Source organism: Pseudomonas alkylphenolica (genome assembly GCF_000746525.1).
Taxonomy (GTDB): Bacteria; Pseudomonadota; Gammaproteobacteria; order Pseudomonadales; family Pseudomonadaceae; genus Aquipseudomonas; species Aquipseudomonas alkylphenolica.
The window spans coordinates 1,656,209-1,668,340 of the sequence record NZ_CP009048.1; the positions used below are offsets into that span (position 1 = coordinate 1,656,209).

Consider the following 12,132-nt stretch of genomic DNA (forward strand, 5'->3'; position numbering starts at 1 on the left):
ATCTAAGGAGTACGCGATGCCGAAGTCGGGTCGCGCTACTACACAACCTCGCTGATTTTCAGGAGATGTATCATGACTACTGCTTTTTCTCTGGCTCCACTGTTCCGTCATTCCGTAGGCTTCGACCGTTTCAATGACCTGTTCGAATCCGCGGCGCGTAATGAGGCGGGTAGCAGCTACCCTCCCTACAACGTTGAAAAACATGGCGAAGACCACTATCGAATCGTTGTTGCTGCAGCCGGTTTCCAGGAGCAGGATCTTGATCTGCAAGTGGAAAAAGGTGTGTTGACCGTCACTGGCGGCAAGCGTGACAGCAACGCCGAAAGCGTTACCTATCTGCATCAGGGCATTGCCCAGCGGGCGTTCAAGTTGTCGTTCCGCCTGGCTGACCATATCGAGGTCAAGGCTGCTGGTTTGGCCAACGGTTTGCTCAGTATTGACCTGCTGCGGATTGTGCCGGAAGAAGCTAAGGCCAAGCGCATCCCGATCAATGGGGATAGCAAGCCTGCGCTGAACTGAGTGTGGTGATGCTGTGAAAGAGGGCACCTTCGGGTGCCCTTTTTTATTGGCGTTTCTGGTTGTGGGCATATCCATTTGCCAGGGTGGCGCTGATTCACCTTTCCGCCCTTACGGCGGCTTACTTTGGCAAACGCCTGTACGGACCGGAGACATGGTTTACACGTGTACGGGGACATGGTTAACACTTCCTGGCGAGCCAACTTTGCCGGGAAGCCATCATGCCTTGGAATACGAGAGACGCCATGAGCCTGAAAGAAGAGTTCGTTGTCTTGGCCCAGCAACCCGGCTGCAACAGAAGAGAGTTGTGCCAACGCTTTGGCATCAGCGCCCCAACGGGATACAAATGGCTTAAGCGCTACGCAGCGCATGGGAGTCAGGGGCTTTTGGAGAAGTCCCGCCGCCCGATTACAAGCCCTGATCAGACGCCACCCGCACTGGAGTCGTCCGTGCTAGAGCTTCGCCAGCAACATCCTGAGTGGGGTGGACGCAAGATCAGTCACAAGCTTGATTGCCGTATTGCTCCGAGTACCGTTACCAATGTTTTGCATCGCCACGGACTCATTCAGCCTCCCGAAAAGGAGGTGCAGCTGTTTGCGAAGCGCTTTGTACACGATGCCCCCAATGATCTTTGGCAGATGGACTTCAAGGGGAATTTTCCGACTCAAGAAGGTCGATGCCACCCTCTGACTGTGCTAGATGACCACTCGCGCTTCAACTTGGCGATTCAGGCCTGTGCGAATGAGCGCACAGTTACGGTACAGGAGAGATTGACCGAAGTTTTCCGTCGCTACGGGCTGCCGGCCCGGATCAATGTGGATAACGGCCCACCGTGGGGCTCGCCGCGTAATCCGGGGGAAATTGCGATGTTGAGCATATGGTTGATTCGCCTGGGCATCAGGGTCAGCTTCAGTCGTCCCCACCACCCACAAACTAACGGCAAGATCGAACGCTTCCATCGTGCACTCAAAGCTGAAGTGCTCAACGGGCGGCATTTTCGCAGCATTGCTGAGACCCAGAATGCCTTTGACCACTGGCGTGAGATTTACAACCACCAGCGCCCTCATGAGGCCCTCGAGTATGAAGTGCCCATGGAGCATTACCGTGTAAGCCCTTGGGCTTTTCCGGAAAAACTATCGGAGTTTGAATACGGCCCGGACGACGTGCTTGTAAAGGCCTATCACTGTCGATTCCGCTTCCGAAAACGTTACTTCAAGATAGCCAAGGGCCTAACTGGTTATCTTTTGGCAGTACGCTCACTTCCTGGTAGCGAAGATCTGTTCAACGTCTATTTCTGCCATCACCTGGTACGAACCATCGACGTGAATCAGCCTGATTCTGGTCGATAATGTGTAAACCATGTCTCCGCACGTGTGTAAAGCATGTCTCCGGTCCGTACAGGCGTTTGCCAAAGGGACCCGCCGTAAGGGCGGAAAGGTGAATCAGCGCCACCAGCGCCAATGGATATGCCCACAAACCCGAGGGCCTCATCGCGGGGCAAGCCCGCTCCTACAATGCCGGCGTTTCCAGCAACAACCGCCGAAACTCCCCCAACGGCAACGGCCGGCTGTGCAAATACCCCTGATACAAATAACACCCCAGCCGCTCCAGAAACTCCAGCTGCTCAGACAGCTCCACCCCTTCGGCAATCACCGCCAAATCCAGACTCCGGGCCATGGCCACAATGGCGCGGACGATCTCCGCATCGTTGGGATCCTCTGGCGCATCGCGCACAAACGACTGGTCGATCTTCAGCGCATCCACCGGCAGGCGCTTGAGGTAGGTCAGCGACGAATACCCGGTGCCGAAATCATCCATGGCAAAGCTCACCCCATAACGCTTGAGCTCACGCATCTTGTTGATGGTGTCTTCCAGGTTCTGGATGACGATACCTTCGGTGATCTCCAGCTTGAGCATCTTGTAAGGCAGGCGAAAGTCATCAAGGCTGCGCAGTACCCGCTCGACAAAGTCGTTCTGGCGGAACTGTCGCGGGCTGATGTTCACGCACAGGCTGAAGTCATCGGCGTCGATCAAATGGTCACGCAGCATGCCGGCACAGGCATCGCAGGCTTCGTCGAGTATCCAGCTGCCAACTTCGAGAATCAGCCCGCTTTCTTCCAGCACCTGGATGAACTGCGCTGGCGGCTGCTGACCCAGCTGCGGGTGGTGCCAGCGCAACAGCACTTCGGCGCCGATAATGCGATTGTCACGGGCGTCGACCTGGGGCTGGAAGTGCAGGGCCAGTTCGCCGCGAGCAAGAGCCATGCGCAGGTCGCTTTCCATGCGCAAGCGTTCGCTGGCGGCTTTTTGCATGGTGGTGTGGAACAGCTGGGTGGTGTTGCGTCCGGAGTCTTTGGCCCGATACAGGGCAATGTCGGCGCGTTTGAGCAGGTCGGCCGGGGTCGAGCCGTGATCGGGAATCAAGGCCACGCCGATGCTGGGCGTAACCTGCAGGCGCTGACCATCGAGGGACATCGGTTCAGCCAGTAATTGGCGCAAGGTATCGGCCAGCTCGCGGACTTTTTCCGTGACTTCGTCGCGGCTGCCTTCCAGGCCGCTGATCAGTACCACGAATTCATCGCCCCCCAAGCGCGCCACGGTGTCTTCCAGGCGCACACTGGCTTCCAGGCGTGCGGTGATTATTTTCAGCACCGTGTCGCCGACCGGATGGCCGAGGGAGTCATTGATGTGCTTGAAGTGGTCAAGGTCGAGAAACAGCAGGGCGCCGCGCAGGTTGTGGCGTTTGAGCAAAGCGATCTGCTGGCTCAGGCGATCCATCAACAGCGCGCGGTTAGGCAGGTTGGTCAGCGGGTCGTGGTAGGCCAGGTGGCGGATCTGCGCCTGGGCGTTTTTCAGCTGGCTGACATCACGGGCAGTGAGCAGCAGGCATTGCGACTCGTTGAGGACAATCGGTTCGATCGACACCTCGACGGTGAGGATTTCCCCGCGTTTGTTGCGCCCGAGCATCTCCCGGTGGTGCACCCGGCCCTTTTCCTGGAGTTCCGAGGTCAGGATCGCGCGCTGTTTGTCGTCGGCCCAGATGCCGATTTCGTTCGCGGTGCGGCCGATCACTTCGCTGGCGCTGTAGCCCGTCAACCGGCAGAAGCCATCGTTGATCTCCAGGTAGCGACCGCTGTCGAGTTCGGTAATGGTGATGGCGTCGGGGCTGGAGTGGAAAGCTTTGGCGAACTTCTCTTCGCTGGATTTGAGCGCAGCTTCGGCCCGTTGTTGTTGAGTGATGTCGCGCAGGGTGGTGACGCTGCAAGGCTGGTCGTCGACGGTGATCAGGCGGCTGGAGATCACGCAGGTCAGGGGCTGGCCGTCTTTGTGATTGATCGCCACGGCGACATTGTTCAGGGCTTCGTCGCGAATCACCTGTTCGATGCGCCGGGCGCGTTCGGCGGACTCGGCCCACAAGCCGATTTCTTCGGCGGTGCGGCCGATGACGTGCTGGGCGTCCCAGCCGAAGGTCTGGGTGAACGCCGGGTTGATCTCGATGAACTGACCACTGTCCTGGCGCGTCACGCAGATCGGATCGGGGCTGGCCTGGAACAGGCTGGCGAATTTTTCTTCCGAGCTGGTCAGACGTTGCTCACGTTCAACCTGGTCGGTGATGTCGAGCAGAGTGCCGGCCATGCGCAGCGGTTTGCCCTGTTCGTCGCGGTACAGCCGGGCACGGCTTTCAATGTAGCGCGAGGTGCCGTTTTCCAGCTGGATCTGGTAGGTGATCTGGTAGTTGCCGGCCGGACCTTCGCGCAGGCTGCGATAGGCCTTGTGCATGTTGCGGCGTTCGAGCTCCGGCACACCCTCGAAAAACGCCTCGAAGGATTCGTGGAAAGGCACCGGTTCCAGGCCGTGCAGTTCGGCGGCGCGTGCCGAGCCATAGAGCATACCGCTGGGAATATGCCAGTCCCAGGTGCCCATCTGCGCGGAATCCAGAGCCAGGTCCAGGCGTTCCTGGCTGTCCTTGAGGGCCTGTTCGGCGCGTTTGCGCTCACTGGTGTCGACAAAAGTGCTGAGCAGGTAGACCGTGCCTTCGAGCTCGATGTTCTGGGTGCTGAGGATGCCGTCATGGACCTTGCCGTTGCTGGCGCAAAACTGCACTTCCAGGGTGACCGGGCCGCTGTTGCCACGTGTAGCCTCAAGCACCAGGTTTCGCTGCTGCGGATTGGCCCACAGGCCAATCTCGATGGTGGTCTTGTTGATTACCTGATAGCCGGGCCAGCCGAGCGTCTGTTCGAAGTGCTGGTTGACTTCATGGATCAGGCCATCGGAGCGGCGGGTCAGCAGCACCACATTGGGGCTCAGATGAAACAGCGTGGCAAAGCGCTTTTCCGAATTGATCAGCGCGGTTTCGCGCTCCCGCTGGCGAGTGATTTCGCGGATCACTCCAATCATCTGGGGGCGGCCGTGCTTGTCCTTGGCCAGGCTGCCATTGATTTCCAGCCAGTGCAGGCTGCCGTCGGGCCAGCGGATACGGTGGCGCAAGGCTTGTTCCACTGGCTCGCCGTTGAGGACCGCATTAAAGGCCTGCAAGGTGCGCGCGCGGTCTTCGGCTGGCAGCAGGTCGAGGTAATCCAGGTCGTTGGGTAGCGGTTGCTCGGGGTCAAAGCCAAACAGCGCCTGGGTCCCCCTGGACCAGCCGATCTGGCCGGTCTCGACATCCCAGAACCAGGCGCCCAGGCGCGCGCCATTCAACGCCGCCAGCAGTTGCGGTGCATTTTCCCAGGTCTGCTCCAATGCCTGGGGGTCTGCCGCATGGATGCGCGGCAGACGCGGGAAGCGGTTTGCTGATTTGGGCATCGATACCAGACCTTTGGCAGGTGACGCGTCCTTGAGAGTTGTTCTGGCCGTGATTTACCTCATTGGCTCGTGGCCACCTGCGTGGCTGTCGAGCAGTGCCATGAAGGCCTTGGCCGCATTCGATAACGTCCGCTCGGTGTGCAGAATGTAGCCTAGCTGGCGCGACAGCTGTATGCCCGGCAAAGCGATAGGCGCAACCTGCTCATCGAGCATGGTTCGCGGCAGTACACTCCAGGCCAGGCCGATGGAAACCATCATCTTGATGGTTTCCAGGTAGTTGGTGCTCATGGCGATGTTCGGCGTCAGCCCCTGGGCTTCGAACAGGCGCTGGACAATATGGTGTGTAAAAGTATTGCCGCCAGGGAAAACCGCCGGGTGATGGGCGATATCGGCAAGGCTTACCGGGCCATTGCACGCCAGTGGATGCTCCGGGGAGGCGACGAAATCCAGCGGGTCGTTCCACACCGGCACGGCCTGAACCAGCGGGTGCGGTTCGGGTGCCAGGGTGATTACCGCAATTTCGGCGCGGCCATGGAGTATCTCGTCGTAGGCAGCTTCTGAATCCAGGAACTGAATATCCAATGCCACTGCTGGGTACTGGCGGGTGAAAGCCCGTAAAACCGGAGGCAAGCGATGCAAGCCTATATGGTGACTGGTGGCAAGGGTCAGGCGACCGGTCACTTCACCGGTGAGATTGCTCAAGGCGCGGCGGGTATCATCCAGTACGTTGACGATTTGATAAGCGCGCGGCAGCAAGGCGCGGCCAGCCTCGGTGAGATTGATGTCGCGGCCCAGGCGATCGAACAGGCGCACATCCAGTTGCTGTTCCAGTCCGGCAATCCGTTTACTGATGGCTGGCTGGGTGAGGTGCAGGCGCTCACCCGCGCCGGAAAAGCTGCCGGTTTCAGCCACGGCGATAAAGGCATTGAGGTTGGCGAAGTCCACTGCTTGGCTATTCCTCTGAGTTATCCAAAGCATAAAAATTATGAATTTGAGTTATTCAATCTACCGTCATAGCATCGTCCGTACAAGCCAAGTGGTTATTGGCATAGAAAGACGCTGATGAGGAAAGTCTGATGGCCGGCAAAACGCTCTACGACAAGCTCTGGGATTCGCATTTGGTCAAGCAGCGCGACGATGGTTCGGCGCTGATCTATATCGACCGTCACATCATTCACGAAGTGACGTCACCGCAAGCCTTTGAAGGCCTGCGCCTGGCCAGCCGCAAACCCTGGCGCATCGATGCCAACATCGCCACGCCTGACCACAACGTGCCGACCACCCCGGAACGCAAGGGCGGTATCGACGCCATTGTCGACCAGGTGTCGCGTTTGCAGGTGCAGACCCTCGATGAAAACTGCGACGAGTATGGCATCACCGAATTCAAGATGAATGACGTGCGTCAGGGCATCGTCCACGTCATCGGCCCGGAGCAGGGCGCAACCTTGCCGGGCATGACCGTGGTTTGCGGCGACTCGCACACCTCCACCCATGGTGCCTTTGGCGCCCTGGCCCATGGCATCGGTACCTCGGAAGTCGAGCATGTGCTCGCGACCCAGTGCCTGGTGGCCAAGAAAATGAAAAACATGCTGGTGCGCGTCGAGGGTCAGTTGCCGTTCGGCGTCACGGCCAAGGACATCGTCCTGGCGGTGATTGGCAAGATCGGTACTGCCGGTGGCAACGGCCACGCGATGGAATTCGCCGGTAGCGCGATTCGCGAGCTGTCCGTCGAAGGCCGCATGACCATCTGCAACATGTCCATCGAAGCCGGTGCCCGCGTGGGCCTGGTGGCGACCGATGAAAAAACCGTGGCCTACGTCAAGGGTCGTCCATATGCACCTAAAGGCGAGCAGTGGGATCAGGCGGTAGAAGCCTGGAAAGACCTGGTATCCGACGCCGATGCGGTGTTCGACACAGTGATCGAGCTGGACGCTGCACAGATCAAGCCACAGGTCAGCTGGGGCACCTCGCCGGAAATGGTCCTGGCGGTTGATCAGCGCGTGCCGGATCCGGCTGCCGAAGCCGATCTGGTCAAGCGCGGTTCCATTGAGCGTGCCTTGAAGTACATGGGTTTGAGCGCCAACCAGGCGATCACCGATATCCAGCTCGACCGGGTCTTCATCGGTTCGTGCACCAACTCGCGGATCGAAGACTTGCGCGCCGCTGCCGAGATCGCCAAGGGCCGCAAGGTGGCTGCGACCATCAAGCAGGCCATCGTCGTGCCGGGCTCGGGTCTGGTCAAAGCCCAGGCCGAGAAAGAGGGCCTGGACAAGATCTTCCTCGAAGCCGGTTTCGAATGGCGTGAGCCGGGCTGCTCGATGTGCCTGGCGATGAACCCGGACCGCCTGGAGAGTGGCGAGCATTGCGCCTCGACCTCCAACCGTAACTTCGAAGGCCGTCAGGGTGCTGGCGGTCGTACCCACCTGGTGAGCCCGGCCATGGCCGCCGCCGCCGCTGTAACCGGTCGTTTTGTCGACGTACGTGAGTTGATTCAAGGGAGCGCAGCATGAAAGCCTTTACCCAGCACACCGGCCTGGTTGCGCCTTTGGATCGCGCCAACGTCGACACTGACCAGATCATTCCCAAGCAGTTCCTCAAGTCGATCAAGCGCACCGGCTTTGGCCCCAACCTGTTCGATGAGTGGCGTTACCTGGATGTCGGTCAGCCGTACCAGGACAACAGCAAGCGCCCGAAGAACCCGGACTTCGTCTTGAACCACGACCGTTACCAGGGCGCCAGCGTGTTGCTTGCCCGCGAGAACTTCGGTTGCGGCTCGAGCCGTGAGCATGCGCCATGGGCCCTCGAAGAGTACGGTTTCCGCAGTATCATCGCGCCGAGCTATGCCGACATCTTCTTCAACAACAGCTTCAAGAACGGCTTGCTGCCGATCATCCTCAGCGATGAAGAAGTCGATGAACTGTTCAAGCAGGTCGAGGCCGACCCTGGCTACCAGTTGACCATCGACTTGCAGGCGCAGACAGTAACCCGCCCAGATGGCAAAGTATTGAGTTTCGAAATCGATGCGTTTCGTAAACACTGCTTGCTCAACGGTCTGGACGATATCGGTCTGACCTTGCAGGACAGTGACGCGATTGCCACGTTCGAAGCCAAGCATCGGGCTAGTCAGCCTTGGTTGTTTCGCGATGTTTGATTGAAAACATCGCGGGGCAAGCTGGCTCCCACCGGTAGTGGAAACTCTGTGGGAGCGGGCTTGCCCCGCGATGCTGCTGATTACTTTTCGCTTGATTTGAACACGAGGAACCCATGAGCAAGCAGATTCTGATTCTTCCAGGTGATGGCATCGGTCCGGAAATCATGGCCGAGGCGGTCAAGGTGCTGGAGCTGGCCAACGACAAGTTCCAGCTCGGCTTCAGCCTGTCCCATGATGTGATCGGTGGCGCGGCCATCGACAAGCACGGCGTGCCGCTGGCTGATGAGACCCTGGAGCGCGCGCGTCAGGCAGACGCTGTATTGCTGGGCGCCGTGGGAGGCCCCAAGTGGGACAAGATCGAGCGTGACATCCGTCCTGAGCGCGGCCTGTTGAAGATCCGTTCGCAACTGGGCCTGTTCGCCAACCTGCGTCCGGCCATCCTCTATCCGCAGCTGGCCGACGCCTCCTCGTTGAAGCCGGAAATCGTTTCCGGTCTGGACATCCTCATCGTTCGCGAGCTGACCGGTGGCATCTACTTCGGCGCCCCGCGCGGTACCCGCGAGCTGGAAGGTGGCGAGCGTCAGTCCTACGACACCCTGCCGTACAGCGAGAGCGAAATCCGCCGTATCGCTCGTGTCGGTTTCGACATGGCTCGTGTACGCGGCAAGAAACTCTGCTCGGTGGACAAGGCCAACGTCCTGGCTTCCAGCCAGCTGTGGCGCGAAATTGTCGAAGAAGTGGCCAAGGACTACCCGGATGTGGAGCTCAGCCACATGTACGTCGACAACGCGGCCATGCAGCTGGTTCGTGCACCCAAGCAGTTCGATGTGATGGTCACCGATAACATGTTTGGTGACATCCTGTCGGATGAAGCTTCCATGCTCACCGGCTCCATTGGCATGCTGCCTTCAGCGTCCCTGGATGCCAACAACAAGGGCATGTACGAACCGTGCCACGGCTCGGCGCCAGACATCGCCGGGCAGGGCATTGCCAACCCGCTGGCAACCATTTTGTCGGTGTCGATGATGCTGCGTTACAGCTTCAATCAGCAGGCGGCAGCCGAAGCTATTGAAAACGCCGTCAGCCTGGTGCTGGATAAGGGGCTGCGCACGGGTGACATCTGGTCGGCCGGTTGCAGCAAGGTAGGTACGCAGGAAATGGGCGACGCAGTAGTCGCAGCGCTGCGGAATCTGTAATCTCTCGGGCCCGCTGCTGTTTTTCCTTGTGAAGCAGCGGCCCACTTTTTAGCAAAGGTGTAGTTGCGATGAAACGTGTAGGTCTGATCGGTTGGCGCGGTATGGTCGGTTCCGTGCTCATGCAGCGGATGCTGGAAGAGCAGGATTTCGATCTCATCGAGCCGGTGTTCTTCACCACTTCCAACGTAGGTGGCCAGGGTCCGGCTGTGGGCAAAGATATTGCTCCGCTCAAGGACGCGTACAGCATTGAAGAACTCAAGACCCTCGATGTGATCCTGACCTGTCAGGGCGGCGACTACACCAACGAAGTGTTCCCCAAGCTGCGCGAAGCCGGCTGGCAGGGTTACTGGATCGACGCCGCCTCCAGCCTGCGTATGCAGGATGACGCGGTCATCGTCCTCGACCCGGTCAACCGCAAGGTCATCGACCAGCAGCTCGATGCGGGCACCAAGAACTACATCGGTGGCAACTGCACTGTCAGCCTGATGCTGATGGGCCTGGGTGGCCTGTTCGAGGCTGGCCTGGTCGAGTGGATGAGCGCCATGACCTATCAGGCGGCTTCCGGTGCCGGCGCGCAGAACATGCGTGAGCTGATCCGCCAGATGGGCGCGACCCACGCCGCTGTGGCTGACGACCTGGCCAACCCGGCCAGCGCCATCCTCGACATCGACCGCAAGGTTGCCGAGGCCATGCGCAGCGAAGCCTACCCGACCGAAAACTTCGGTGTGCCGCTGGCCGGCAGCCTGATCCCGTGGATCGACAAGGAACTGCCTAACGGCCAGAGCCGTGAAGAGTGGAAAGCCCAGGCCGAGACCAACAAGATCCTCGGTCGCTTCAAGAGCCCGATTCCGGTCGACGGCATCTGCGTGCGCATCGGTGCGATGCGTTGCCACAGCCAGGCGCTGACCATCAAGCTGAACAAAGATGTGCCAATCGCTGATATCGAAGGCATGATCAGCCAGCACAACCCATGGGTGAAGCTGGTGCCGAACCAGCGCGAAATCAGCATGCAGGAGCTGAGCCCGACCAGTGTCACCGGTACCTTGAACATTCCGGTGGGTCGTCTGCGCAAGCTGAACATGGGTTCGCAATACCTGGGCGCCTTCACCGTTGGCGACCAGCTGCTGTGGGGCGCGGCCGAGCCGCTGCGCCGCATGCTGCGGATTTTGCTGGAGCGTTGATCTGACGCTGATTGGACCGAAAGCCCGTGCTGGAGACAGCGCGGGCTTTTTTGTTGGCGACTAACCGCGAAAAAACGGTGGGAGCGGGCTTGCCCCGCGATGCAAGGTGACTGAACAAGCGCAATCGCGGGGCAAGCCCGCTCCCACACACAGCAAGCCAGCTCCCACATGCCCCGCGATTGTGGTGTAAAGTGCCGCTCCCGCCGTTCCAGCAGAGGATTTCCCCATGAGCCAGCCTATTGATATTGCCGTGATCGGTGCCACCGGTACTGTCGGTGAAACCCTCGTGCAGATTCTCGAAGAGCAGGATTTTCCGGTGGGCACCCTGCACCTGCTGGCCAGCAACGAGTCAGCCGGCAGCGGTGTGATGTTCCGCAACAAGAGCCTGCGCGTGCGCGAGGTCGACAGCTTCGATTTCAGCAAGGTCAAACTGGCCTTTTTCGCTGCCGGCCCTTCCGTCACCCGCAGTTTTGCTCCGCGGGCCCAGGCGGCCGGTTGCGCTGTTATCGATCTGTCTGGAGGCTTGCCTGCCGAGCAGGCGCCAGCGTTGGTGCCAGAAGCCAACGCTGCACGACTCGAAAACCTGCCCAAGCCGCTGCAGGTCAGCAGCCCAAGTGCCGCCGCAGTGGCATTGGCCGTTGCCCTGGCTCCGCTCAAAGGACTGCTCGACATCGAGCGGGTCAATGTCACCGCCTGCCTGGCGGTCTCGGCCCAAGGCCGCGAAGCGGTCAATGAGCTGGCGCGGCAGACCGCCGAACTGCTCAATGCACGTCCTCTGGAACCACGCTTCTTTGACCGGCAAATGGCCTTCAATCTGCTGGCCCAGGTGGGCGCCAACGATGCTGAAGGTCATGGCTTGCTGGAGCGTCGTCTGGTTAGCGAATTGCGCGAGGTGCTGGATTTGCCGGCGCTGAAGATTTCCGTCAGCTGCATTCAAGTCCCGGTGTTTTTCGGCGATAGCTACAGTGTATCGGTGCAAAGTCGTGAACCGATCGACCTCAAGGCAGTCAATGCTGCGTTGGAAGCGGCTGACAGCATCGAGCTGGTCGAAGAGGGCGATTACCCGACCCCGGTCGGTGACGCAGTCGGCCAGGACGTGGTCTATGTTGGACGGGTGCGCGGTGGAATCGACGAAGCCGAGCAGCTCAACCTCTGGTTGACCACCGACAACGTGCGCAAAGGCGCGGCCTTGAACGCCGTGCAGTTGGCGCAATTGTTGATAAAACATGTTGTGTAAAAGATACTTGCAGCTAATTTTTACCGAGATTTTGCTCGGTCGCCGGGG

At 59.6% G+C, this 12,132-nt stretch carries 9 protein-coding genes; 7 read left to right on the forward strand and 2 right to left on the reverse strand.

Translation table 11 applies throughout. The features are described 5' to 3' along the window. Positions 1-72 precede the first annotated feature (72 nt). Together PSAKL28_RS07770 and PSAKL28_RS07775 are read left to right on the forward strand one after the other, a co-directional pair. Positions 73-519 carry an Hsp20 family protein gene (locus PSAKL28_RS07770; protein WP_038608656.1) on the forward strand — a complete coding sequence of 149 codons (447 nt, stop codon included), beginning with the start codon at positions 73-75 and terminating at the stop codon, positions 517-519. A 218-nt stretch (positions 520-737) separates the two neighbouring features. Further along, positions 738-1,865: an IS481 family transposase gene (locus PSAKL28_RS07775; protein ID WP_038608658.1), complete on the forward strand. Its 1,128-nt coding sequence runs from the start codon at positions 738-740 to the stop codon at positions 1,863-1,865. A 160-nt stretch (positions 1,866-2,025) separates the two neighbouring features. On the opposite strand, the gene PSAKL28_RS07780 is transcribed toward PSAKL28_RS07775, so the two are convergent. Further along, entirely contained in the window at positions 2,026-5,319 is a 3,294-nt protein-coding gene (locus PSAKL28_RS07780) for a sensor domain-containing protein (protein WP_038608660.1), read from the reverse strand. A 54-nt stretch (positions 5,320-5,373) separates the two neighbouring features. Then, the gene (locus tag PSAKL28_RS07785; RefSeq protein WP_038608663.1) at positions 5,374-6,264 is read right to left on the reverse strand and encodes a LysR family transcriptional regulator; all 891 of its coding nucleotides are present in this window, start codon (positions 6,262-6,264) and stop codon (positions 5,374-5,376) included. Positions 6,265-6,395: 131 nt separating this feature from the next. Between PSAKL28_RS07785 and leuC the strand changes: the two genes are divergently transcribed. From leuC to PSAKL28_RS07810, 5 genes are all read left to right on the forward strand, one after another. After that, positions 6,396-7,829, forward strand: a complete 1,434-nt coding sequence (gene leuC, locus PSAKL28_RS07790; protein WP_038608665.1) for a 3-isopropylmalate dehydratase large subunit — start codon at positions 6,396-6,398, stop codon at positions 7,827-7,829. Continuing rightward, positions 7,826-8,470: a 3-isopropylmalate dehydratase small subunit gene (gene leuD, locus PSAKL28_RS07795; RefSeq protein ID WP_038608667.1), complete on the forward strand. Its 645-nt coding sequence runs from the start codon at positions 7,826-7,828 to the stop codon at positions 8,468-8,470. The genes leuC and leuD overlap by 4 nt, the downstream gene beginning before the upstream one ends. A gap of 113 nt (positions 8,471-8,583) precedes the next feature. Then, entirely contained in the window at positions 8,584-9,666 is a 1,083-nt protein-coding gene (leuB, locus tag PSAKL28_RS07800) for a 3-isopropylmalate dehydrogenase (RefSeq protein ID WP_038608670.1), read from the forward strand. A gap of 68 nt (positions 9,667-9,734) precedes the next feature. Then, positions 9,735-10,847: an aspartate-semialdehyde dehydrogenase gene (asd, locus tag PSAKL28_RS07805; protein ID WP_038608672.1), complete on the forward strand. Its 1,113-nt coding sequence runs from the start codon at positions 9,735-9,737 to the stop codon at positions 10,845-10,847. A gap of 226 nt (positions 10,848-11,073) precedes the next feature. Then, the gene (locus tag PSAKL28_RS07810; protein ID WP_038608674.1) at positions 11,074-12,084 is read left to right on the forward strand and encodes an aspartate-semialdehyde dehydrogenase; all 1,011 of its coding nucleotides are present in this window, start codon (positions 11,074-11,076) and stop codon (positions 12,082-12,084) included. The last annotated feature ends 48 nt before the right edge of the window (positions 12,085-12,132 follow it).

Coding starts and splice junctions, on each gene's coding strand:
- PSAKL28_RS07780 (WP_038608660.1), bottom strand. CDS start 5,319: ATGCCCAAATCAGCAAACCGCTTCCCGCGTCTGCCGCGCATCCATGCG.
- leuC (WP_038608665.1), top strand. CDS start 6,396: ATGGCCGGCAAAACGCTCTACGACAAGCTCTGGGATTCGCATTTGGTC.
- asd (WP_038608672.1), top strand. CDS start 9,735: ATGAAACGTGTAGGTCTGATCGGTTGGCGCGGTATGGTCGGTTCCGTG.
- PSAKL28_RS07810 (WP_038608674.1), top strand. CDS start 11,074: ATGAGCCAGCCTATTGATATTGCCGTGATCGGTGCCACCGGTACTGTC.
- leuD (WP_038608667.1), top strand. CDS start 7,826: ATGAAAGCCTTTACCCAGCACACCGGCCTGGTTGCGCCTTTGGATCGC.
- leuB (WP_038608670.1), top strand. CDS start 8,584: ATGAGCAAGCAGATTCTGATTCTTCCAGGTGATGGCATCGGTCCGGAA.
- PSAKL28_RS07775 (WP_038608658.1), top strand. CDS start 738: ATGCCTTGGAATACGAGAGACGCCATGAGCCTGAAAGAAGAGTTCGTT.
- PSAKL28_RS07770 (WP_038608656.1), top strand. CDS start 73: ATGACTACTGCTTTTTCTCTGGCTCCACTGTTCCGTCATTCCGTAGGC.